The 21,866-nt window shown below is 71.5% G+C and carries 21 protein-coding genes; 10 read left to right on the top strand and 11 right to left on the bottom strand.

The window, feature by feature from the left end; all coding sequences use genetic code 11:
- The first annotated feature begins 1 nt into the window (after nt 1).
- Both ACFKCF_RS36935 and ACFKCF_RS36940 read left to right on the top strand, forming a co-directional pair.
- Nucleotides 2-1,870 carry a prolyl oligopeptidase family serine peptidase gene (locus ACFKCF_RS36935; RefSeq protein ID WP_394499947.1) on the top strand — a complete coding sequence of 623 codons (1,869 nt, stop codon included), beginning with the start codon at nt 2-4 and terminating at the stop codon, nt 1,868-1,870.
- Nucleotides 1,867-3,129 carry a M20/M25/M40 family metallo-hydrolase gene (locus tag ACFKCF_RS36940; protein WP_394499948.1) on the top strand — a complete coding sequence of 421 codons (1,263 nt, stop codon included), beginning with the start codon at nt 1,867-1,869 and terminating at the stop codon, nt 3,127-3,129. Before ACFKCF_RS36935 ends, ACFKCF_RS36940 begins: the two co-directional genes overlap by 4 nt.
- On the opposite strand, the gene ACFKCF_RS36945 is transcribed toward ACFKCF_RS36940, so the two are convergent.
- Nucleotides 3,126-4,673, bottom strand: a complete 1,548-nt coding sequence (locus tag ACFKCF_RS36945) for an FAD-dependent monooxygenase (RefSeq protein WP_394499949.1) — start codon at nt 4,671-4,673, stop codon at nt 3,126-3,128. The two genes, ACFKCF_RS36940 and ACFKCF_RS36945, sit on opposite strands and share 4 nt — an antisense overlap.
- Nucleotides 4,674-4,759: 86 nt before the next feature.
- Here ACFKCF_RS36945 and ACFKCF_RS36950 point away from each other — a divergent pair, with 86 nt between their 5' ends.
- Nucleotides 4,760-5,413 (top strand): TetR/AcrR family transcriptional regulator, encoded by a 654-nt coding sequence (locus ACFKCF_RS36950; protein ID WP_394499950.1) that lies wholly within the window; start codon nt 4,760-4,762, stop codon nt 5,411-5,413.
- A gap of 56 nt (nt 5,414-5,469) precedes the next feature.
- Nucleotides 5,470-6,072 (top strand): TIGR03086 family metal-binding protein, encoded by a 603-nt coding sequence (locus ACFKCF_RS36955; protein WP_394499951.1) that lies wholly within the window; start codon nt 5,470-5,472, stop codon nt 6,070-6,072.
- A 10-nt stretch (nt 6,073-6,082) separates the two neighbouring features.
- Here ACFKCF_RS36955 and ACFKCF_RS36960 read toward each other — a convergent pair whose 3' ends face one another.
- From ACFKCF_RS36960 to ACFKCF_RS36970, 3 genes are all read right to left on the bottom strand, one after another.
- Nucleotides 6,083-6,826 (bottom strand): DUF427 domain-containing protein, encoded by a 744-nt coding sequence (locus ACFKCF_RS36960; protein ID WP_394499952.1) that lies wholly within the window; start codon nt 6,824-6,826, stop codon nt 6,083-6,085.
- Nucleotides 6,827-6,878: 52 nt separating this feature from the next.
- Nucleotides 6,879-7,466, bottom strand: a complete 588-nt coding sequence (locus ACFKCF_RS36965; RefSeq protein WP_394499953.1) for a hypothetical protein — start codon at nt 7,464-7,466, stop codon at nt 6,879-6,881.
- A 146-nt stretch (nt 7,467-7,612) separates the two neighbouring features.
- Nucleotides 7,613-8,080: an adenylyltransferase/cytidyltransferase family protein gene (locus tag ACFKCF_RS36970; protein WP_394499954.1), complete on the bottom strand. Its 468-nt coding sequence runs from the start codon at nt 8,078-8,080 to the stop codon at nt 7,613-7,615.
- 174 nt (nt 8,081-8,254) lie between these two features.
- Here ACFKCF_RS36970 and ACFKCF_RS36975 point away from each other — a divergent pair, with 174 nt between their 5' ends.
- Nucleotides 8,255-8,698 (top strand): ATP-binding protein, encoded by a 444-nt coding sequence (locus ACFKCF_RS36975; RefSeq protein ID WP_355192081.1) that lies wholly within the window; start codon nt 8,255-8,257, stop codon nt 8,696-8,698.
- Here the strand turns inward: ACFKCF_RS36975 and ACFKCF_RS36980 are convergent, their stop codons facing one another.
- Nucleotides 8,699-9,670 (bottom strand): response regulator transcription factor, encoded by a 972-nt coding sequence (locus ACFKCF_RS36980; RefSeq protein WP_394499955.1) that lies wholly within the window; start codon nt 9,668-9,670, stop codon nt 8,699-8,701. It abuts the gene before it with no gap.
- Between the two features lie 269 nt (nt 9,671-9,939).
- On the opposite strand from ACFKCF_RS36980, the gene ACFKCF_RS36985 reads away from it, so the two are divergent.
- The 3 genes from ACFKCF_RS36985 to ACFKCF_RS36995 are packed head-to-tail and all read left to right on the top strand — an operon-like array spanning nt 9,940 to nt 13,429.
- Nucleotides 9,940-11,979 (top strand): TRAP transporter permease, encoded by a 2,040-nt coding sequence (locus ACFKCF_RS36985; protein WP_394499956.1) that lies wholly within the window; start codon nt 9,940-9,942, stop codon nt 11,977-11,979.
- Complete coding sequence (locus tag ACFKCF_RS36990; protein WP_394499957.1) at nt 11,976-12,923, top strand: TAXI family TRAP transporter solute-binding subunit; 948 nt, start codon at nt 11,976-11,978, stop codon at nt 12,921-12,923. Before ACFKCF_RS36985 ends, ACFKCF_RS36990 begins: the two co-directional genes overlap by 4 nt.
- 26 nt (nt 12,924-12,949) lie before the next feature.
- On the top strand, nt 12,950-13,429 hold the full coding sequence (locus tag ACFKCF_RS36995; RefSeq protein ID WP_394499958.1) for a DUF1850 domain-containing protein: 480 nt from the start codon (nt 12,950-12,952) through the stop codon (nt 13,427-13,429).
- On the opposite strand, the gene ACFKCF_RS37000 is transcribed toward ACFKCF_RS36995, so the two are convergent.
- Both ACFKCF_RS37000 and ACFKCF_RS37005 read right to left on the bottom strand, forming a co-directional pair.
- Nucleotides 13,407-14,378 carry a magnesium transporter CorA family protein gene (locus ACFKCF_RS37000; RefSeq protein ID WP_394499959.1) on the bottom strand — a complete coding sequence of 324 codons (972 nt, stop codon included), beginning with the start codon at nt 14,376-14,378 and terminating at the stop codon, nt 13,407-13,409. The genes ACFKCF_RS36995 and ACFKCF_RS37000 overlap by 23 nt on opposite strands.
- A complete protein-coding gene (locus ACFKCF_RS37005; protein ID WP_394499960.1) occupies nt 14,378-15,085 on the bottom strand; it encodes a DUF72 domain-containing protein in 708 nt (235 codons plus the stop codon). Before ACFKCF_RS37005 ends, ACFKCF_RS37000 begins: the two co-directional genes overlap by 1 nt.
- Nucleotides 15,086-15,150: 65 nt before the next feature.
- Here ACFKCF_RS37005 and ACFKCF_RS37010 point away from each other — a divergent pair, with 65 nt between their 5' ends.
- Nucleotides 15,151-16,434, top strand: a complete 1,284-nt coding sequence (locus ACFKCF_RS37010; protein WP_394499961.1) for a YibE/F family protein — start codon at nt 15,151-15,153, stop codon at nt 16,432-16,434.
- A 13-nt stretch (nt 16,435-16,447) separates the two neighbouring features.
- Here the strand turns inward: ACFKCF_RS37010 and ACFKCF_RS37015 are convergent, their stop codons facing one another.
- From ACFKCF_RS37015 to ACFKCF_RS37030, 4 genes are all read right to left on the bottom strand, one after another.
- A complete protein-coding gene (locus ACFKCF_RS37015) occupies nt 16,448-17,305 on the bottom strand; it encodes an NAD(+)/NADH kinase (RefSeq protein WP_394499962.1) in 858 nt (285 codons plus the stop codon).
- Between the two features lie 117 nt (nt 17,306-17,422).
- A complete protein-coding gene (locus ACFKCF_RS37020) occupies nt 17,423-18,745 on the bottom strand; it encodes an enolase C-terminal domain-like protein (protein WP_394499963.1) in 1,323 nt (440 codons plus the stop codon).
- A 6-nt stretch (nt 18,746-18,751) separates the two neighbouring features.
- Nucleotides 18,752-19,666, bottom strand: a complete 915-nt coding sequence (kdgD, locus tag ACFKCF_RS37025) for a 5-dehydro-4-deoxyglucarate dehydratase (protein WP_394499964.1) — start codon at nt 19,664-19,666, stop codon at nt 18,752-18,754.
- Between the two features lie 63 nt (nt 19,667-19,729).
- Nucleotides 19,730-20,716, bottom strand: a complete 987-nt coding sequence (locus ACFKCF_RS37030; protein WP_394499965.1) for a LysR substrate-binding domain-containing protein — start codon at nt 20,714-20,716, stop codon at nt 19,730-19,732.
- 135 nt (nt 20,717-20,851) lie between these two features.
- Here ACFKCF_RS37030 and ACFKCF_RS37035 point away from each other — a divergent pair, with 135 nt between their 5' ends.
- A complete protein-coding gene (locus ACFKCF_RS37035) occupies nt 20,852-21,859 on the top strand; it encodes a tripartite tricarboxylate transporter substrate binding protein (protein ID WP_394499966.1) in 1,008 nt (335 codons plus the stop codon).
- Nucleotides 21,860-21,866: the final 7 nt, after the last annotated feature.

A 21,866-nucleotide genomic window follows, 5' to 3' on the forward strand; every position in this document is an offset into this window, starting at 1 on the left:
GATGAGCATTCGACCGATCGACGTGGCCCGTACCGACGGCGGCCCGCAGTGGGTGGAGGCGGTGGCCACGCCCTCCGGTGTCGAGGTCTGGTGGGACGAGCCACGCCCGGCCGAGGGCGGGCGCCGCTGCGTGGTCCGCCGCCTCCCGGACGGCACCCGCGTGGACGCCCTGCCGCCGGGCTGGAACGCGCGCAACCGGGTGATCGAGTACGGCGGGCGCTCCTGGCGTCCGCTCCCGGTAGGCGGGCTCGTCTTCACGAACTGGGCCGACCAGCGCCTCTACCGTCTCGCCCCCGGCGAGGGGGCGGAGCCGGTGGCGATCACGCCCGAGGGGCCGTACCGCTACGCGGACCTCTACCTCCCGCCCGGGCGGGACGAGGTGTGGGCGGTCCGGGAGACGGACGGCGTGCGCGACCTGGTGGCGGTGCCCCTGGACGGCGGCCCGGTCACGGTGATCGTCAAGGCCCAGCACTTCCTGATGAACCCCCGCCTGTCCCCCGATGGGCGCCACGTCGCCTGGATCGGCTGGGACCACCCGAACATGCCCTGGGACGGCACCGAGCTGTGCGTGGCCCCGCTGCGCGAGGACGGCACGGCGGGCGCGTACCGCGTGGTCGCCGGAGGCCCCGAGGAGTCGGTGGCCCAGGCCGAGTGGCGCGACCGCGGCAGCCTGTACGCCGTGACCGACCCCACCGGCTGGTGGAACGTCCACCTCGTCCCCCTCGACGGCTCCCCCGCCACGAACCTCACCCCGATCGAGCAGGAGTTCGGCGCCGCCGCGTGGAAGCCGGGCATGTCGTACCTGGCCATCACGGACACGGGCGAGCTCGCTGTCGTGTACGGCACGCCGGACCTGCGCCGCCTGGGCGTCCTGAACCCGGAGACCGGCGACATCAGGGACATCGGCGGCACGGCCACCTACTGGTCCTCGACCGTGTCGGTCGCGGGCGGCAAGGTGGCGGCCGTGGGCGCGACCCCGTACACGCCGCTGGAGGTCACCCTCGTCGACCTCGCCGACGGCACCCACGAGGTCGTTTCGCCGCGCAAGCCGCTGCCGGATCGAGACCTGCTCCCCACCCCCGAGGCGGTGGCCATCGAGGGCGTGCACACGCACCTCTACCCGCCGTCGGGCGGCCGGAGCGGCCCGAACCCGTACGTGATCTTCGTGCACGGCGGCCCGACCGGCAACCTCCCGGTCGTGCTCGACCTGGAGATCGCGTACTTCACCAGCCGAGGGCTCGGTGTGGCCGTGGTCAACTACGGCGGATCGACCGGGTACGGCCGCGCCTACCGCGAGCGGCTGCGCCACCAGTGGGGCGTCGTGGACGTGCAGGACTGCGCCAAGGTGGCGCGCGGCCTGGTCGAGATGGGCAGGGCCGACGCCGCGAAGATCGCCATCCGCGGCGGCAGCGCCGGAGGCTGGACGACGGTGGCGGCGCTCGTGCACAGCGACGTGTTCGCGGGCGGGGTCGCGCACTACGCGATCACCGACCCGGAGAGCTGGGCGGCCGAGACACACGACTTCGAGTCCCGCTACCTGGACGGCCTGGTGGGCCCGCTGCCCGAGACCCGCGACCGCTACACCGAGCGCTCACCGCTCCTGAACGCCTACCGCGCCTCGGGCCCGTGCCTCATGCTGCACGGCCTGGAGGACGCGATCGTGGACGTGAGCCAGGCCGAGCGGTTCACCGCCGAACTGGACAAACATGGCAAAGAGTGGGCCTTGATCACCTACCCCGGCGAGCAGCACGGCTGGCGCAGGGAGGAGACTATCGTCTCGGCGCTGGAGGCCGAGCTGGCCTTCTACGGGCTGATCTTCGGCATGGAGACTCCCGAGGTGCCGCCTTTGACACTGAAGGGGAGAGCGTGAAAAGCGTTGCCGAGATCTGCTCGGATCTGATCAGGTTCGACACCACCAACCCGGGCTCGGGCGAGCGGCCGGCGGCGGAATACGTCGCCACGCTGCTGGCCGACGCGGGGATCGAGCCGGTGGTGTTCGAGTCGGCTCCGAAGCGGACCACCGTCGTGGCCAGGATCGACGGCGACTCCCCTGACGCGCTGCTGATCCACGGCCACCTGGACGTGGTGCCCGCGGATCCGGCCGAGTGGCAGCTGCACCCGTTCTCGGGGGAGATCGTGGACGGCTGCGTGTACGGGCGCGGCGCGGTCGACATGAAGGGCTCGTGCTCGATGACCCTCGCGGCCGTGCTCGACCTGGCCGCCCGCGGCGTGCGCCCGAAGCGTGACCTGGTGCTGGCGTTCCTGGCGGACGAGGAGGCGACGGGCGACTACGGCTCGCGGCACGCCGTCACCGAGCACCGGGAGCTGTTCGACGGCGTCACGGAGGCCATCAGCGAGTCCGGCGGCTTCAGCGTGGCCTCCGGCGAGCACCGGGTCTACCCGATCGCCGTCGGCGAGCGCGGCACCGCCTGGATGAAGCTCACCGCGCACGGCGTGGCCGGGCACGGCTCGCGCCCGCCGGTGGACAACCCGGTCGCCACGCTGGTGCACGCCCTGTCGCGGGTGGCCTCCCACCAGTGGCCCGTACGCCTGACGCCGTCGGTGGCCGCCCTCCTCCAGAGCCTGTCGGAGATCACCGGCCAGGAGATCGACCTCGACCGCCTCGACGCGGAGGCCGCCCGGCTCGGCCCGCTGGGCGGCCTGTTCAAGAGCCAGATCCGCAACTCGGCGAACCCGACGATGCTCGACGCCGGATACAAGGTGAACGTGGTGCCCTCGACCGCCGAGGCGCACGTGGACGGGCGCTACCTGCCGGGGCTGCAGGAGGAGTTCCTGGAGACGATCGACGCGCTGCTCGGGCCGAAGATCACCCGCGAGTTCGTCAACCTGGAGGACGCGCCCGACGCGCCGTACCCGTCGGCGTTCTTCGACACGCTGGCGGGCGCGCTGGTGGCCGAGGACCCGTTCGCCCGGCCGGTGCCGTACGTGATGGCCGGCGGCACGGACGCGAAGTCCTTTGCCAGGATCGGCATCAAGGGGTACGGCTTCGCGCCCCTCATGCTCCGGCCGGACCTGGACTACTTCGGGATGTTCCACGGCAAGGACGAGCGGGTGCCGGTAGAGGGGCTCGAATTCGGCACCCGGGTACTCACCCGACTGCTCGCCTAACCCCTGGGCGGCCCGAACCACGTGGTGAGCGCGTCGGCGACCCCGTCGCGCCCGCCCGCCCACGCGACGTAGCCGTCGGGGCGCACCAGCAGCACCTCCGCGTCCCCGGCGCCGGGCAGGGCCGAGGGGACCGCGTGCGCCACCCGTACGCGGTCGCGGTGGCCCGCCATAGCGGCGTCGAGCTCACCCCCACCGGGCTCTCCCCCACTGGGCCCGCCCTCGCCGGGCCCGCCCGAGAGGGCCAGCGCGAGGCCGCGCCCGTCCCGCAGCAGTTCGGCCAGTGGGACCCCGGGGACCGCCGCCAGGCGCGGGGCGAAGCGGCCGACCAGGGGGTGCGCCGAGCCGGGCGCGTAGTCCACGTCCGTCCCGTCGGCCATCCCCGTGAAGTGCCGCTTGGCCTCCGGCAGCTCGATCACCTCCGCCAGCACCTCCCGCAAGGCGTCCACCTGCGGCCTGGGCCGCATCAGCGCCACCTGGGCCCGGGTGTTGCGCAGCACCCGGGCCGCCACCGGGTGCCGTTCGGCGGTGTAGGTGTCCAGCAGCGCCTCGGGCGCGCGCCCCCGGGCCACCAGGGCCAGCTTCCACCCGAGGTTGACCGCGTCCTGCAGCCCCAGGTTGAGCCCCTGGCCGCCGATCGGCGAGTGCACGTGCGCCGCGTCCCCCGCCAGCAGCACCCGCCCCATGCGGTACGTGCCCGCGTGCCGGGTGTTGTCGCTGTACCGGATGCCGGTCTCCAGCCGCTTGACCACCACGTCGTGCCCCGTCACCCGCCGCAGGCTGCCCTCCAGCTCCTCGGCCGTCATCGGCGCGTCCCGCTCGCCGGGCCCGCCGTCGAACTCGATGGTGGCGATCTCCCCCGGCACCAGGGACAGGTTCACCAGCCCGCCGGGGTGGCGCAGGGACGACGTCACGGCCTCGGCGGAGGCCAGTTCGGCCACGGCGGTCCGCCCCGTCATGGTCGGCGGCGTCCCCTCGAACGCGAACCCCGACCGCTTGCGCACCAGGCTCCGCCCGCCGTCGCACCCCACGAGGTAGGCGGCCCGTACCGTCCGCCCGTCGGCGAGCTTGGCGACGGCGGCGGACTCCTCCTGCGCGACGTCACTGACCGCGCACCCCTGCCGGATCCGCACCCCCATCCCGGCGGCCCGCTCGGCCAGGACGGCCTCCAGCCGGTCCTGCCTGAGCATGAGGTATTCGGCGTCGCCGGCCTCGCCCAGCAGCGGCAGCCCGCTGAAGTGCCCTCTGATCAGCCCCTGCCGGAGCAGTTCCACCATCATGGCGACCAGGTCGGCCCCGGCGGGCTCCCGGCGCGCGGCCAGCTCGTCGAGCATCGCCCACTGCTCGCCCGCCACCGGCTCGACCAGGTCACGCAGGGCCAGCGACTGCACCGTGCGCGCGTTGAGCGAGCGCAGGCCGAGGCTGCGCGTCCGCCGCTCCTCGCCCGTCGCCGCCTCCAGGACCAGCGGGTCGGCCCCGCCCAGCTTGAGCTCGCACGCCAGCAGCAGCCCGACGGGCCCGCCACCGACGACGATCACATCGGTCATCTCCGCTCCTCTACTTACGTCGTAAGCTTACGCAGTAAGTAGAACACATACACCGTAAGCTTTGTCAATCGGGAAAGGAGCACCGGATGGCACGACGGGAGCCGCTGAACAGGGAGAGGGTCCTGGACGCGGCCCTGGAACTGGCCGACAAGGAGGGCCTGGAGGGCCTGACCATGCGACGGCTGGCCAAGGCGCTCGGCGTCGAGGCGATGTCCCTCTACAACCACGTCTCGAACAAGGCCGACATCCTCGACGGCGTGGCCGAGCGGGTGTTCGAGCAGGTCGAGCGGCCGGACCCGGCGCTGCCCTGGCAGGAGCAGGTGCGCGAGCTGGCGCTGAGCATGTACCGGGTGTTCAGCCGCCATCCGGCGGTGCCGCTCGCGCTGGTCACCGACCAGTCCAACCCGACCTCCGTACGGGCGCTGGAGCCGCTCGACGCGCTGGTGGGGGCGCTGTTCCGGGCGGGGTTCGACGAACTGGGCGCGTGGCGGGGCCTGACCGCCGTGAACAGCCTGGTGTTCGGGTCGCTGGTGCTGTCCACGGGCGGGTTCACCGGCGACTCCGGCGTGCACGCGGGCGAGCAGGGCGTCAGCGCGTACGTACGCGAGATGGATCCGGTACGCCTGCCGCATTTCAGCAGGCTGCTGCGGAGCACCCGGGAGGGCGTGGACCCGCCGGCGGACTTCGCGCAGGCCCTGGACATGCTGATCCACGGCCTGGAAGAAGAGGCCCCCGACTAGTGGAACAAAGCATTCCGTTCTGCTATGCTGAAAGCACCACGAAAGGGGGCTCACCAATGAGCGACACCACTGTAAGCGGCTGGGACATCCTCGACGGCTCGCACGAGGCGCTGCGCAAGGTCGTCGGCGCCGTGCCGGCCGGGGCCTGGCACCTGCCCACGCCCTGCGCGGCCTGGAACGTCACCCAGGTCCTCCAGCACGCGGCCGGCGACCAGATCGGCTTCGCCGCCGCGCTGACCGGCGAGCCCGGCCCCGCGTTCAACCCGTTCGAGCCGTCGGGCGAGCCGGAGGCGGACCCGTCGGCCTTCACCGAGGAGGCGCTGGTCCGCTCCGCCCGGGCGTGGGCGGGCGTCGACCGGGGCGCCGCGGAGGTGCCGACGCCGGTGCCGCCGCACAAGATGTCGCCGTGGTCCGGCTCGACGGCGTGCGCGCTGGACGCCGCCGTGCACGCCTGGGACATCGCGGTCGCGACCGGCCAGGCCTCGCCGCTCACCCCGGAGCTGGCCAGGCCCCTGCTGAAGGTGGCCATGGAGATCGTCGAGCCGCTGCGCGCCTGGGGCGCGTACGCCCCGGCGCTGGGCTCGGAGCCGGGCGACGACGACGTGGCGGCGCTCCTGCGCTACCTCGGCCGCGACCCGCGCTGGACCCCCTCCGCCTGACGGCCCGGGATCAGGAGAACTTCGACTTCGGGCGCTCCTGGAGCTCGCCGTCCACGTAGATGTCGAGCTTCTCGTTGTAGAACGCGATCAATCCGGCGACCTTCGCGCTCTCCGGCAGCGGCGTGCGGTACGACCAGGCCAGGTCCTTCTGGCCGTTGACCGTCCAGTATTCAGCCGTGCCCTTGTAGGGGCAGTGGGTGGCGGTGTCGGTGTGTTCCAGCAGGTCGAGCCGTACGTCCGTCTTCGGCAGGTAGTAGCGGGCGGGCAGGCCCGTCTCGAAGAGGATGCGCGGGCTGCGGGAGTCGGCCACGGTCACGCCGTCCACCTCGACCCGCACGTGGCGGGAGCTCGGCAGGATGTCCACCCGCGTGTACGGGTCACGCGGGTGGAAGTAGACCTCCTCGTCCTCCTCGAACCAGGCGTCCATGGCGTCCCACTCGAAGCGGACGTGGCCGCGGATCTGCTCCAGCGGCGAGTCGGGATAGACGAGCGCGGCGTCGGCCGCCTCCGCCGTGCCCGAGGTGACGGTGTGGACCAGGCCGTCTCCCCTGCTCGGGGAGTGCTTGGCCGCGCCGGTGGCCTTGAGCGCGGACTCGTCCACGTCGGCCGGCGGGAAATAGTAGGTGGGGTAGTACGGGACCTCCCACACCAGGAGGGCGGAGGTGGAGTCGGCCACCACCCGGCCGCCGAGATAGGTCCTCACACGCTTGGCCGTGGGCTCGACGCGTACCCGGCCGCGGTTCGTGACATCCATGTCAGCGGCAACCCCGGACGCGGCAGCGCTATTCCGGCCCTGCGTGCGGGGCTCAGCTCAGTCCGAACGCGGCCAGCGTCGCCCACGTCGCGGCCGTGCCGACCACCGCTCCGACGACGACCTGGGGCCAGGTGTGGTGCGCGAGCCGTACGCGTGCCCAGCACACCAGCGCGACCACGGCGGCTCCGGCGATCGCGGCCGGCCAGGCGGGCAGGACGTGGGCGAACACGACGACCGTGCCCGCCGAGACGGCGGCGTGAAAGGAGATCTTCCAGCGCAGCGTCACCGGCACGGTGACGGCCAGCGCGACCAGCATCGCGGTCACGGTGGCGACGAGCAGCGTCGGCGCGCCCATCACCACCAGCAGCGCCAGCGCGACCAGCACGGCCGCCACGGCGGCGAGCAGGGGGCCGGTGCGGCGGGCGCGGTCCACGATGTGGTGGGAGTCGAGGCGGCCCGCGCGCACGCCGACCGCGATCACCGCCGCCGGCACGCCCCCGCAGATCGCCGAGGCCACCAGCCCCCATGCGGCGCCGCCCCAGCCCTGGGCCAGCAGGCCGACGACGGGCGGCATGAGGATCACCAGCACTTGGGGTGCCAGCAGGTTCGTCACGCGCTTCGCCACCAGGTCGGCTGTCATGCCACGGAAGCGTAGTCGATCATGCCCTGCCACCCGCTCCCGCCCGTCCCACCCGCCCCACTGTCACCGGTGCGGCACCGTTCGCCGCGCGGGCCGCATCCGGGGGCGGCCCGTGTAGAAGGCGGGGCGCTTGGTGGCCCGGGTTGTCAGCCCTTGCCGGCCGCGTTCACGATCCGGGTGGTGGAGCGGCCGGGGATGGAGGCCATCTCCCAGCACTCGGCCCCCAGGATCGCCGCGGCGGCGGCGCGGGCGCCCGCGTGCGGGTCGCCGGCCGTGTGCGCCAGCGCCCCCGGCCGCATCGGCTCCAGCAGGTCGATGTAGTCCTCCGGCCCGTGCGCCTCCGGCGGCCCCGTCACGATGAACACGCCGGTCACGAAGCGGAGCGCGGCCAGCACCTCGGCCCGCTCCTCCGCCGGGTTGAGCGGGCGGCTCGGCCCCTTCCAGGCGCGCACCCGGGGATCGTCCTCGACGCCGACGACCAGCGGCAGGCCGCGATCGGCGACCGCGCCCAGGTAGCGCACGTGGCCCACGTGCAGGATGTCGAAGAAGCCAGTCACGACCGCCGCCCCCGCCCGGTCGTACGGCTGCACCCAGACGGCCTCCAGGCTGCTCACGCGACCTCCCACGCTCTCCCCTATGGCCTAGACGACTCGTCGATCGCAGCGTACTCGGTCGGCGTCCGCGGTCGTGCAGCCGACCTCGGGCAAGGTCATTCCTACCTTTTCGCGATAATCTCCGGCCCACCACCGGCGCGTCTCATAACGTCACCGGATTTGGGGGAGGTCGCCGTGGCACCGCCGGACTTTCACAGCGTCGACGGAGGCGACTCCCGTGATCTCGTGGCCCGGCTCCCGGGCGTGCCGTCGCAGGTGGCCAGGGCCCGGGGGCTCGTGACGGCCGCGCTCGGCCGCGACCACCCCCTGTACGACGACGCGGCCCTGCTCACCAGCGAACTGGCCACGAACGCGATCCTGCACACCAGGTCCGGGGCGGGCGGTTCGTTCACGGTGACCGTGAGCAGCTCGGAGACGGCGGTGCGGGTGCTCGTGTCGGACGCGGGGTCCGACGGGCCGCCGTGCGTGTGCCGTACGAGCGCGCAGTCCACCAGCGGACGGGGCCTGCCGCTGATCGAGGCGCTCAGCCACCGCTGGGGCTTCACCCGCGAGGACGGCACGACCACGGTCTGGTTCGAGCTCCTGTGGTCGCACCTCTCGGCGGGGATGGCCGTCTGACTAGACGTCGAGGCGGCACAGGCCCTCGGCCAGGGCCTTGGTGGTCAGGCGGGTACGGCTGTCGCAGCCGAGCTTGGCGAAGATGTGCTCCAGATGGGTCGTCACCGTGCGGACGCTCAGCACCAGCGCGGCGGCGATCTGCGGGTTGGAGTCGCCGGCCGCCACCCGGGTGAGCACGTCCACCTCGCGCCCCGTCAGGTCGTACGGCAGCGGGCACGGCCGCTCGGCCACGACCGCGCCCTGGAGCGCCCCCTGGAACCCGACCCCGGCCCTGAGCAGCCGTAACTCGTGCCAGCGCCCCTCGCGGTCGAGCCAGAGCCCGTGCCTGCTCAGCTCCCGCGAGTCGATGAACGCCCGGGCGAACGCGGCCATCGCCGGATCCTCCCGCAGCACGGCCGACTCCTCGTGACCCGGCACCTCGCGCCGCGTCCCGACCCGGTCGAAGGCGACCGCCCGGAAGTCCGGCGGCAGCCCGACCGGGTCGATCACGCACCTGGTCAGGTCGGTGACGTGGGCGAGCATCGGGCTGATCGCGACGACCAGCGCGCCCGTGAGCCGGGGAAAGGAGTCCTTCGTGGCCAGGTGCAGCAGCCCCGTGTAGCGGCCCTCGCTCAGGAACAGCGGCGCCGTCAGCCCCGCCCGCCAGCCGTAGGGGGCGAGGTGGCGCCGGAAGTAGCGCTCGGTGTCCGGCTCCGGCATGACCACCGGCGCGCGGGTGGCGATGGCCCTGCGGCACGCCTCCAGCCCCGCGTATTCCTCGGCCGCGTCGTGGTCGATGCGCGGGTGGCCGTCGGACACGACGCTGTGGTGCCGCCCCGTGGCCGGATCGAACGCGACGAACTCGTACGCGTCCACCGGGACCACCCGGCGCAGCGCCGACATCGCCGCGTGGGCGCCGCCGCTGCCCGCGACCTGGTAGCCGACCTCGGCGAACGCCTGGAGCTGGCGGAAGTCCAGGGTGATCTCGGCCACTGAGCCTTTATATCATTTGCCAAACCTTGAGGCCGTCTTGAAACTTTTTTTCACGAGCGGCCGGAGGCCCCGGTGAGGGGCACGCGGCGGCCGACCAGGCACCAAGGATCGGGGCGCCGTACGGGCTCGCCGCGGGGCCGGGCGAGGTGGCGAGCGGATTCGCGACCGGTGTTCCGGAGCTAGGAAATCGAAAAGATAACGGCCTCTTCCCTCCGCGCGTTACCGGCTCGTAAAGTCCGCTGCAACGCCGTGTCGGGGGAGGATGTGTCTTGACCGAGCTGAGCGACCGTGAGGCCGAGCTTGTTTCCGCGCACGAACAGGAACGCCCCGCGCGGCAACTCGGCGGGCCTCTACGGCTCGGCGTGTGGATCGTGGGCGGATTGCTTTCGGTTTATTCGCTGGTGGTGGTGTTCCGGCCGGTAGAGGCATTGGAACACCGGATGACGTTCCTGGCGGTGGCGCTGCCGCTGGTCTTCCTCTGCTACCGGTCGGGCTGGTCGTCATCCGTGGCACGGCTGTTCCGGCGCGGCGCCGCGGCGAGCCCGCCCCCCGAGACGCCGGCGGAGGACGACCCGCTCGCGGGCGTGTCGAGGGCCGTGGCGCACCCGGAGGGGACGCGGCGATCCGAGCGGCCGACCGTGGCCGACTGGCTGCTCGCCGCCGCCTCGCTGGCCGTGCTGGTCTATCCGCTGCTCGACATCGACGGGTTCCGCAACCGGGGCTCCGGCGCCGCGCTGACGGACCTCGACATCGTGGCGGGCCTGGCGCTGACGGTGCTGCTCCTGGAGGCGGTACGGCGTACCGTCGGCTGGTCCCTGACCATCATCTGCGTCATTTTCCTGATTTATGCCTATTACGGTGCGTATTTGCCGATTGACTGGACTATCGGGCACCGGGGCTTCGACCTCGGCCAAATCGTGTCCCAGCTCTACACCGGCACCGAGGGCTTCTTCGGCGTCCCCATGCAAGTGGCCGCCAGTTACATCATCCTTTTCACGATTTACGGCGCCGTGCTCGACTATTCGGGCGCGAGCAAGTTCTTCATCGACCTGAGCTTCGCCGCCTTCCGCAAGTCCCGCGCCGCCCCCGGCCGCACCGTCACCACGGCCGGCTTCCTGCTCGGCACCGTGTCGGGCTCCGGCGTGGCCACCACGGTCAGCCTGGGCAGCGTCGCCTGGCCGGTGCTGCGGCGGGCCGGCTACCCGAAGGAGCCGGCGGGCGGCATCCTCGCGGCCGGCGGCATCGGCGCCATCCTGTCGCCGCCCACGCTGGGCGCGGCGGCGTTCATCATCGCCGAGTACCTGAGGGTCAGCTACCTCGAGGTGCTCCTGTACGCGACGATCCCCACGCTGCTCTACTACCTGGGCATCTTCCTGGCCATCGAGATCGACTCGCGCCGCTTCAGCACCCACGCCGTGCAGGTGGACGCGCCCAAGGCGGGCAAGCTGCTGCTGCGCTTCGGCTACCACTTCAGCTCGCTCATCCTCATCATCGTGCTGATGGCGCTGGACCGCTCGGCGTTCCAGTCGGTGGTGATCGCCACCGCCATCGCGTTCGCGCTGTCGTTCCTCGACCCGCGGCACCGCATGGGCCTCAAGCGCACCGGGCAGGCGCTGGCCAAGGGCACGCTGGAGGTGCTGCCGGTGACCGCGGTCTGCGCGGCGGCGGGCATCATCGTCGGCGTCATCACGCAGACCGGCCTCGGCCTGAACCTCAGCGCGATCATCGTGGACTTCGCCGCGGGCAACCTCGTGCTGACCACGGTCATGTCCGGCATCGCGGTCATGCTGCTGGGCCTGGCCGTGCCGGTGACCGCGAGCTTCATCATCGCCGCGGTGATCATCGGCCCGGCGCTCACGACGCTCGGGGTGACGCAGGCCGAGGCGTACATGTTCGTCTTCTACTACGCGGTGCTGTCGGAGGTGAGCCCGCCCACGGCGCTGTCCGCGGTCGCGGCGGCCGCGATCACCGGCGGCAACACGTACAAGACGATGATGATGACCTGGCGCTACACGCTGCCGGCGTTCCTGGTGCCGTTCGCCTTCGTGCTGACGCCCAACGGGCAGGCGCTGCTCGGGCAGGGGCCGATCGCCACCGTGCTGCTGATGACGGCCGTCTCGGCCGTCGCCGTGGCGGCCCTCGCGCTGGCTACCGGCGGCATGAGCGGATGGCCCGAGCGCGTGCTCGCCGCGATCGCCGCGGTGCTGCTGCTCTTCCTCGAACCCGTTCCCATCGTCGCCGGTCTGGCCGTCCTGGCCGTGGCCGGAGCCGTGCACCTCGTCAGAAGTAGGAGAAGGGACCCAGCGTGAAGCGGATCTTTGCGATAGTGGCCGTCGCCGTCCTGACCGCGGCCGGCTGCGGCGGAGGTGGCGCGGGCGGCTCCGGCAACCGGCTGTCGATCGCCACGGGCGGCACGACGGGCGTCTATTACGTGTACGGCGGCGGCCTGGCCAAGCTGCTGTCGGCCAACATCCCCAACACCCAGGCCACGGCGTCGGTCACCTCGGCCTCCGTCGAGAACATCAAGCTGCTGGCCTCCGGCAAGGCCGACATCGGCTTCTCCCAGTCCGACACGGCGGCCGACGCGGTCAACGGCAAGGACACCTTCACCGCGAAGCAGCCCATCAAGGCCATCGCTCGCATCTACGACAACTACACGCAGCTCGTGATCGCGCCCGGCGTCAGGGCGGCCAAGGTGGCCGACCTGAGGGGCAAGCGCGTCTCGCTCGGCCCGGCCAACTCCGGCACCCAGGTCGTGGCCAGGCGGGTCCTGCAGGCGGCCGGCATCAACCCGGACAACGACATCACCAAGCAGCAGCTGTCGATCAACGAGTCGGTGCAGGCCGTCAAGGACGGCACGATCGACGCGTTCTTCTGGGTCGGCGGCCTGCCCACGGCCGGCATCACCGACCTGGCCACGAGCAAGCCGGACGTGAAGGTGCTCGACACGAGCGACGTGCTGACGACCATGCAGTCGACATACGGCCAGCAGTACGTCGGCCTCGACGTGGACCTGTCCGTCTACAAGCTGTCCGGCTCGATCAAGACCGTCGGCATCGCGAACGTGCTGCTGGTGCCCGACAAGATGAGCGACCAGCTCGCCTACGACATCACCAAGACGCTGTTCGAGAAGAAGGCCGAGCTCGCGGCCGTGCACCCGGAGGCCAGGAAGCTCGACCTCATGCTGGGCCAGCAGGTGGCGCCGGTCGAGCTGCACCCCGGCGCGGCGCGCTACTACAAGGAAAAGGGCTGACGAGGCTGCTCGCGGCCCTCGCGGCGGTGGCGGCGCTCTGCTCCGGCGGGAGCGCCGGACGCCTCACCGTGAACGGCCTGCCCGTCGTCGCGGGCGCCTTCTCGATCGGGTACGTGCACTCGATCTACAAGGCGCCCTCCGCGGAGGTGTTCACCGTGGAGGGCCGCCGGTTCACCATGCGGGCGGTCGTCTCGACCAACGAGAGCGTCCTGGAGTACTACGCGCTCGACGGGACGCGGGTGCGGACCCCGGAGGGCACGTGGGTGCTGCGCCTGGCCACGCCCGCCACGTACGAGGAGTTGTCGCTGCTCACCACGTCGATCGGCCGCCGGACCCTCATCTCGGGCGGCCGCTGCCTGCCCCTGTTTCCCGCGGACGGCGCCGCGCGGGTGCGGCTGGCCCTGGAGGAGCGGCCGGACGCGCACGGCGGGCCCTGCCGCCCGCCCTACGACCTGGCCGCGCTGCGCTGGGCCCCGAAGGCGCTCACAGCCAGTCCTTCTTCTTGAACACCACGTACAGACACGCGGACACGCCGGCCACCAGCATCGTGGAGATCCAGAATCCCCACGGCTGGCCCTCGCCCGGGTAGGGCACGTTCTGCCCGTAGTAGCCGGTGATCAAGGTGGGCACGGCGATGATCGCGGCCCAGCTGGTGAGCCGCTTCATGATCTCGTTCAGCCGGAAGCCCTGCTGGGCGAGGCGGGTCTCGCGGACGTTCGCGAGCATGTCGCGGATGGTCTCCACCCATTCCGCCACGCGCAGCACGTGGTCGTTGACGTCCTCGTAGTAGGGGGCCATGGCGGGCTCGGCGATGAAGTCCTGGTCGCGGTGGAGCAGGGTGCCGACCACCTCGCGCATCGGCATCGAGATCTTGCGGAGCCGGGCGGTGTTCTTGCGCAGCTCGTACATCCTGCGCTGCAGCGCCCTGCCGTCATGGGGCCCGTCCTCGTCGAACAGCGACTCCTCCAGCGCCTCCGCCTGCGCGTCGAGGTCCTGCACCAGGTCGAACTGGCTGTCGACCACGTAGTCGAGCAGGCCGTGCAGCAGGAACGACACGCCGTGGCCGGCCAGCCGGGTGTTGGCGTCCCAGCGTTTGACCACGTCGCGGATGTCGAAGTGGTCGTTCTCGCGGACGGTGACCAGGGCGTTCCTGGTAACGAAGATGTTCACCTCGACGGGGTCGAGCTGCCCCTCGTCGAAGTGCACCCCATAAACAGTGAGAAACAAGTGATTGTCGTATATATCGACCTTCGGCCGCTGATGGTCGGACAGCACGTCCTCGACCGCCAGCTCGTGCAGCCCCAGCTCCTCGCTGATCACGCCGAGGTCGGCGGGCGAGGGGCAGCACAGGTCGAACCAGACCGTGTTGCCGGGATCCTCCACATAGTCGGAGACCTCCTCGATCGGGAAGTCTTCCTTTTCGAGGACGCCGTTCCTGTACAGACGTGTGTGCACTAGCCGAGTCTGGCAAATCGCCTCGCGTTACGCACAGCCGCTCCCCCAGGGTCGTTGTTGAAGTAGACGTAGGCGTCCGGCCAGCCCGCCTCGCGCACGCGTCTCGCCCACGTCTTCAGCGCGGTGTCGCCGTACGACCAGTGGGACGGCCCCTCGTGCATGCGCACGTAACCCCACTCCGCGGTGCGCCAGAGCGGGCTCTGCGGCTTGCCCAGCCGGTCGGCCCAGCACAGCGCGGCCTCGTGCGCGCTCAGGAGTTCCCGGACCTCCTCCGTCCACCACGACTCGTGCCGCGGCTCCACGGCCACCCGCACGCCGGCGGGGAAGCAGCGCAGGCACCGGTCGAGCCGGTCCACGTCGACCTTCAGGGTGGGCGGCAGCTGCAGCAGGATCGGCCCGAGCTTGTCCTTCAGCTCCGAGGCGCGGCTCATCAGGCGCTCCACCGGCTCCTCGGGGTCGGCCAGCCGCTTGATGTGGGTCAGGAACCTGCTGGCCTTGACCGCCATCACGAACCCGTCCGGCGTGCGCTCCCGCCAGGCCGCGAACGTCTCGGGGCTCGGCAGCCGGTAGAAGGCGTTGTTGCTCTCGACGGTCGGGAACTCCGCCGCGTACTCCTCCAGCCAGAGCCGCAGCGGGACCTTCTCCGGATAGAGCACTCCGCGCCAGTCCTTGTACTGCCACCCTGAGGTGCCCACCAGCCACGACATGCTTTACGCCTACCCAGCGGGCCGGGGTGCAGTACTGTCTTCAGCCAAGGAGGACGTTTACTTCGATGGGCGCCAATCACGCGCATCCCCCCAGCTCCCGGCGTACGGTGATGGCCGGTCTGGCCGTGCTGGTGCCGCTGGCGATCATCACCCTGGCCGGCCTGCTGTGGCTCTGGCCCGACGGGACGGTGAGCACCGGCACCGCCGGATCCGGCGAGCAGTCCAGCGTGCAGCGGGTGACCGGGACGGTCACCGGGATCACGCTCAAGAAGTGCCCCGCCGTCACGGACGGCGCGCCCCAGCCCGACCCAGCCACCTGCGGCAACGCCGACGTCCGCGTGGAGGGCGGCCAGACCGTCACGCTCCGGCTGCCCAGCGGGCCCGGGGCCCAGCACTTCGCCGCGGGCGACGACGTGATCCTGCTGCGCGACGCGGACGGCAACCACCAGATCTCCGACCACGACCGGTCGACGCCGCTGTGGCTGTTCGGGGCGGCCTTCGCCCTGGCGGTCATCGCCTTCGGCCGCTGGCGGGGGGTGACGGCGCTGGTGGGGCTGGCGGTGACGTTCGTGCTGCTGCTGACGTTCGTCATCCCCGGCATCCTGGAGGGCGAGCCGCCGCTGCTGGTGGCCATCGTGGGGGCCTCGGCGATCATGCTGCTGGTCCTCTATCTCACGCACGGCTTCTCGCTGGCCACGTCGATGGCCGTGCTGGGCACGCTGGCCAGCCTGGCGCTGACGGGCCTGCTGTCGTACGGCGCTCTGGGGTTCGCCCGGCTCAACGGCATCACCGACGACAGCGCGCTGGCGCTGGACATGAGCCTGAAGATCGACACGCAGGGCCTGCTGCTGGCCAGCATCATCATCGGCGCGCTGGGCGTGCTGGACGACGTCACGGTCACGCAGGCCGTCACGGTGGCCGAGCTGGCCCATGCCAACCCCTCGTACGGCTTCGCCCGCCTCTACCGGGCGGCCGGCCGCATCGGCCGGGCGCACATAGCGTCGGTGATCAACACGATCATCCTGGCGTACGCGGGGGCGTCGCTGCCGCTGCTGCTGCTGTTCAGCATCGGGCAGCAGCCGCTGGGCGAGGTGCTGACGACGCCGGTCATCGCCCAGGAGATCGTCCGCAGCATCGTCGGCACGCTGGGGCTCATCGCCGCCGTGCCCATCACCACGGCGCTCGCGGCCCTGACTGCCTCCCGTCACCACCCGGAGGAGGACGCCCAGAAGCCTGCCGCCCGTCAGGACGCGGCGGAGAGCTTCTTCACGCCGCACGCCCACCAGCACGGCCCCGCCCAACCTCCAGCTGAGCGCCCGGCCCGGCACCGCCGCCGGGCGAGCACCTGAGCGCGGCCGCCCGTCAGAGGGCCTCGGCGCTCCCGTCCACCCGCAGCTTGCGCCGGGCCCGCTCGTAGAACGTGGTGCCCAGCCGCACGACCTTCGCCGCCCCCGGCCACGCGGCCACGGTGACGGTGTCTCCGGGGCACAGGTGGGCCACCACGGCCCCGTCGACCTCCACCGCCAGCCGCCCGCTGGTGGGCAGCACCTCCAGCGTGACCTCCTCGTCGGCGGGCAGCACCAGCGCCCGGTTGAACGACGAATGGGCGGCGGCGGGCACCACCAGCACCGCCTCCACCCGGGGCGAGACGATGGGCCCGCCGGCCGAGAAGCTGTAGGCGGTCGAGCCGGTGGTGGTCGCCACGATCACCGCGTCGGCCGCGTAGCGCACGAAGTCGCTGCCCGCCGCAGTCACGGAGATCGCGGCCAGCCCTTCCCCGGGGATCCGGACCAGCGCGATGTCGTTGAACGCGGTCACGTCCTTGCCGAAGAGCCGGCTCTTGATCGCCATGCGCGGCTCGATCGTGTAGCGGTGGTCGTCGATGGCCGACAGCGTGCCGGCCAGCTCGTCAACGTCGATCTCGGCCAGGAAGCCGAGCTTGCCGAGGTTGACCCCCAGGATGGGCGTGGGCCGGCCGGCCAGCAGCCGCATGGTCCGCAGCATCGTGCCGTCGCCGCCCAGCCCGACCAGCAGGTCGGCCCGCTCGACGAGGGCGTCGGCGTCCACGGGCACGGCGGTGCAGTCGATCCGCCCCACTTCCTCGGGCAGTCCGAGCACGGTGGCGCCCTTGTCAGCGGCCCAGCGCAGGATGGTGTCTATCGCCTTCTTGGAGTCGCGCTGGGGATGCAACACCAGCCCGACCGTACCGACCATGCCCATGAGGCCAACACTAGGCCAGCCGCCATGGGCCGGTCGGCATGGACCCTGCAGAATTGGACTCTGCAGTAATGGACCCTGCAGTAATGGACCCTGCAGAAAGGGACGCTGCCGAATCCGTCAGCGGACGAGGCAGGGCCGCTTCGGGTCGAAGACCCAGTCCTTCACCAGATACCGCATGGCCACGGCGTCGTCGCGGGCGCCGAGTCCGTGGCGGAGGTAGAGCTCGTGGGCCTCGGCCAGGGCCGCGCGGTCGAGCTCGACGCCGAGCCCGGGGGTCGTCGGCACCTCGATCGCGCCGTCCGTGATCCGGAACGGGCTGGTCGTGAGGGCCTGGCCGTCCTGCCAGATCCAGTGCGTGTCCAGCGCCGTGATCTCCCCCGGGGCAGCCGCTCCGACGTGCGTGAACATCGCCAGCGAGATGTCGAAGTGGTTGTTGGAGTGAGAGCCCCAGGTCAGCCCGAAGTCGTGGCAGAGCTGGGCGACGCGGACGGACCCGGCCATGGTCCAGAAGTGCGGGTCGGCCAGCGGGATGTCCACCGCGCCCGCGCGTACGGCGTGGGCCATCTCCCGCCAGTCGGTGGCGATCATGTTCGTCGCGGTGGGCAGCCCGGTGGCCCGCCGGAACTCGGCCATCGTCTCCCGGCTGGAGAAGCGGCCCTCGGCCCCGCACGGGTCCTCGGCGTAGGCCAGGACGCCGCCCAGCCCCCGGCACAGCCGTACGGCGTCGGCGAGCAGCCAGCCGCCGTTGGGGTCGAGGGTGATGCGGGCCTCGGGGAAGCGGCGGGCCAGCGCCGTGACCGCCTCGATCTCCTCCTCGCCCGTCAGCACCCCGCCCTTGAGCTTGAAGTCGGCGAAGCCGTAACGCTCCTGGGCGGCCTCGGCCAGCGCGACCACCGCGTCGGGCGTGAGCGCCTCCTGGCGGCGCAGCCGGGACCAGCGGTCCTCGCCCGCGTCGTCCACCCGGTAGGGCAGGTCCGTCCTGCCCGGGTCGCCGACGTAGAAGAGGTAGCCCAGCATCGGCACCCGGTCCCGCTGGCGGCCCTCGCCGAGCAGGTCGGCCACCGGCAGGCCCAGGTACTGGCCGTGCAGGTCGAGCAGGGTGGACTCCAGGCCGGTGACCGCGTGCACAGTGGTGCGCAGGTCGAAGGTCTGGGCGCCGCGCCCGCCCGCGTCGCGGTCGGCGAACCGCTCGGACACCGACCGCAGCAGGCTCCGGTACCGGGCCACGGGCTCGCCGGCCAGCAGCGCGCCCGCCTCCTCGACGGTCCGCCGGATCGCCTCGCCGCCGGGCACCTCGCCGAGGCCGGTGCGCCCGTCGGAGTCGGTGGTGATGACGACGTTGCGGGTGAAGAACGGGCCGTGGGCGCCGCTGAGGTTGAGCAGCATGCTGTCGTACCCGGCCACCGGGACGACCTCGACGCGCTGGATGGTGGGAGACATGGGAACCTAGCTGATCTTGTTGATGAGGGCGGTCAGCTCGGCCTGCTCGCCGTCGGTGAGGTTCTGCAGCGGCGGCCGGACGGGGCCGGCCGGGCGCCCGACGGCGGCCAGGCCCGCCTTGATGATCGAGACGGCGTACCCCTTCTGCCTGTCGCGGATGTCCAGGTACGGGATCAGGAACTCCTTGATCCGCCGGTAGACGGCGTCGCGGTTCTGGGCGCGCACGTCGGCGTAGAAGTCGAGCGCGTACTGCGGGACGAAGTTGAAGATCGCCGAGGAGTAGGTGCTCATGCCGAGCTGCAGCAGCGGCAGCGCGAACGTCTCGGCCGTGGGCAGGCCGCCGATGTAGGTCAGGCGGTCGCCGACGGTGGCATAGATGCGCGTGAGGTGCTCGATGCTGCCGACGCCGTCCTTGAACCCGACGAGGTTGGGGTTGCGGTCGGCCAGAGCCTCGACGGCGCGGTCGTGCAGGATCGCGTTGGCCCGGCTGTAGACGATCACGCCGAGGTTGGTGGCGCGGCACACCGCGGAGACGTGCTCCACCAGGCCCGCCTGCCCGGCCTCGGTGAGGTAGGGGGGCATGAGCAGCAGCCCGTCGGCCCCGGCGGCCTCGGCGGCCTGGGCCTGCGCGACGGCGTTCGCGGTGCCGCCGGTGGCGGGGGCCACGACCGGCAGCCTGCCGTTCACCTCGCCGACCGCCGCCCGCACCACCTGGTCGATCTCGGCGGGGGTCAGCGAGAAGCCCTCGCCGGTGCCGCCCGCGGCGAACAGACCGGCCACGGGGTACGCGCTCAACCAGGACAGGTGGTCACGGTAACCCGCCTCGTCGAACTCCAGCTCCTGCGTGAAATGGGTGACAGGGAACGACAGCAGGCCGCTCTTGAGCTGGGCGGCGAGCTCCTGGGGCGAGAAATTCGGCATGAACGTCCTCTGTTGACACGCGGCCCGTGGGATCCCCCGCACCGCCGGTAAAGGTTGATGCCGTCAGGCTAGGAACAAGGGTGGATTCCTGTCCAAGCCCGATTCTGTATCTGGCGATACCGAACGAGCATCGTTCCGCCCGGGGCCGGGCAGCAGCTCCAGGACCCGCCACAGCGCGGGGTTGGTGGAGCCGTGGTCCCAGATGACGTGCAGCTCCACCGGCTTGCCCGCGACGCCGTCCCCTTCGTCGAGCGGGTCGCCGCCGCCCCGCACCAGGTCGCAGAAGACGATGCCGTCGATGCCGAGCGAGCGGGCGCTGGCCGGCGCCAGCGCCACGCCGCGGCCGGCGGCCACGAGCAGGGCGGCGGTGAGGATCTGGTGCACCTGCTGCTCGATCCTGGGGTGGGCGTTGGTGAGGAAGCGGATGGTCAGCTCGTGGAAGTAACGCGACTGCACGGGGTTGTAGCTGATGACCGGCAGGCCGTCGAAGTCGTCGGGTGCGAGCGGCCGGCCCAGGTCGGCCAGCGGATGGCCGAGGGGGACCACGGCGCACAGCGGCTCGCGGTAGACCACGCGGGAGCCGAGCGTGGCGATGTCGAAGGGCGGGCGGGCCAGGCCCAGGTCGAGCTCGCCGCGCAGGATGCCGTCCACCTGCCCGGCGGTCACCCGCTCGTGGAGGATGACGTCGATCTCCGGCAGCTGCTCCGTCAGACGGCGCAGGATCGTGCCGAGCATGCTGATGGCCGAGACGGCGGTGAAGCCGAGCCGTACGGTGCCCGTGGCGCCCTTGGCGATGCGGCGCGCCCGGTCGCCGGCGGTGTCGACGAGCGAGAGCATGCGCCGCGCGTCCTCCAGGAAGCCGCGGCCGGCGTCGGTGAGCACGACGCGGCGGTTGTCGCGTTCCAGAAGGGTCACGCCGATCGAGCGCTCCAGCTTCTGGATGTGGCGGCTGAGCGGCGGCTGCGTCATGCGGAGCCGATCAGCGGCCCGGCCGAAGTGGAGCTCCTCGGCCACCGCCACGAATGCCCGGATCTGATCCAGTGTTAGCATGATGCTCGCAGAGTATCACCTGATACCGAATTGAGCCTGGACAGGCATCGAGGCAGGTCCATAGTCTCCGGAGACTACAGAGCGGAAACAACCCCGTAACCTCCATAGACGCCGCTCGCATTTAAGGAGAAGTCCATGCCGACATCACGGATGACCCGCCGCCGCATTCTCGCGGGTGTCATCGGCGGCGCCGCCGCGCTCGCGCTGACGGCGTGCGGCGGCGTCAAGACCACGTCCTCCGGCGGCGGTGGCGGTAAATATCCGACGGGCAACATCGAGTTCAGCGTCGGCGCGTCCGCGGGCGGCTCCACCGACCTCATCACCCGGGCGCTGGCCCAGGGCATGGGCAAGGAGCTCGGCGTCTCCGCCCCGGTGCTCAACAAGCCCGGCGCGAACGGCGCGCTCAACGCCAAGGAGCTCCAGGCCGCGAAGCCCGACGGCTACAAGATCGCCGTCCAGAACGCGTCCCTGTTCACCATCACGCCGCTCACGGTCTCCCCCGCCGAGGCCACGAAGATCGACTCGTTCGACGTCATCACCGGCGTCTCGCGTGACGACTACGTCATGGCGACCAACTCCCAGTCCGGCTACAAGTCCATCGAGGACATGAAGAAGGCCGGCAAGACCATCCGCTACGGCACGACCGGCGTCGGCACGGGCGCCCAGCTCGCCTCCGCGCTGACCTTCAAGACCGCCGGCATCGAGGCCACGGCCGTGCCCTTCGACGGCGGCGCCCCCGCGCTGACCGCCCTGCTGGGCAACCAGGTGGACGTCTCCACCATGCAGATCGGCGAGGCCATCGAGAACATCAAGGCCGGCAAGCTCGTCCCGCTCGCGGTCTTCTCGGACAAGCGCATCCCCTACCTGCCGGACGTGAAGACGGCCAAGGAGCAGGGCTTCGACGTCCTGGTGACGCAGTACCGCTTCCTGACCGCGCCCAAGGGCACGCCCGAGGACGTCAAGGCCCGCCTGCTGGAGGCGGCGAAGAAGACGTTCGCCACGCCGGAGTACAAGAAGTTCAACGAGGACAACTCGCTCACCCCGATGGAGGTCTCCCCGCAGGAGGTGCTCTCTTCCCTGCAGAAGGACACCGCCACGTACAAGGAGCAGCTGAGCAAGTACGGCATCAGCCTGGCCGGATAGTCCCAAG

Origin of the sequence: Nonomuraea sp. JJY05 (assembly GCF_043496855.1) — a bacterium.
In the GTDB taxonomy this organism is placed as follows: Bacteria; Actinomycetota; Actinomycetes; order Streptosporangiales; family Streptosporangiaceae; genus Nonomuraea.

Coding starts and splice junctions, on each gene's coding strand:
- ACFKCF_RS36935 (WP_394499947.1), top strand. CDS start 2: ATGAGCATTCGACCGATCGACGTGGCCCGTACCGACGGCGGCCCGCAG.
- ACFKCF_RS36945 (WP_394499949.1), bottom strand. CDS start 4,673: ATGACCGATGTGATCGTCGTCGGTGGCGGGCCCGTCGGGCTGCTGCTG.
- ACFKCF_RS36950 (WP_394499950.1), top strand. CDS start 4,760: ATGGCACGACGGGAGCCGCTGAACAGGGAGAGGGTCCTGGACGCGGCC.
- ACFKCF_RS36955 (WP_394499951.1), top strand. CDS start 5,470: ATGAGCGACACCACTGTAAGCGGCTGGGACATCCTCGACGGCTCGCAC.
- ACFKCF_RS36960 (WP_394499952.1), bottom strand. CDS start 6,826: ATGGATGTCACGAACCGCGGCCGGGTACGCGTCGAGCCCACGGCCAAG.
- ACFKCF_RS36965 (WP_394499953.1), bottom strand. CDS start 7,466: ATGACAGCCGACCTGGTGGCGAAGCGCGTGACGAACCTGCTGGCACCC.
- ACFKCF_RS37005 (WP_394499960.1), bottom strand. CDS start 15,085: ATGTCGTGGCTGGTGGGCACCTCAGGGTGGCAGTACAAGGACTGGCGC.
- ACFKCF_RS37010 (WP_394499961.1), top strand. CDS start 15,151: ATGGGCGCCAATCACGCGCATCCCCCCAGCTCCCGGCGTACGGTGATG.
- ACFKCF_RS37015 (WP_394499962.1), bottom strand. CDS start 17,305: ATGGGCATGGTCGGTACGGTCGGGCTGGTGTTGCATCCCCAGCGCGAC.
- ACFKCF_RS37020 (WP_394499963.1), bottom strand. CDS start 18,745: ATGTCTCCCACCATCCAGCGCGTCGAGGTCGTCCCGGTGGCCGGGTAC.
- kdgD (WP_394499964.1), bottom strand. CDS start 19,666: ATGCCGAATTTCTCGCCCCAGGAGCTCGCCGCCCAGCTCAAGAGCGGC.
- ACFKCF_RS37030 (WP_394499965.1), bottom strand. CDS start 20,716: ATGCTAACACTGGATCAGATCCGGGCATTCGTGGCGGTGGCCGAGGAG.
- ACFKCF_RS37035 (WP_394499966.1), top strand. CDS start 20,852: ATGCCGACATCACGGATGACCCGCCGCCGCATTCTCGCGGGTGTCATC.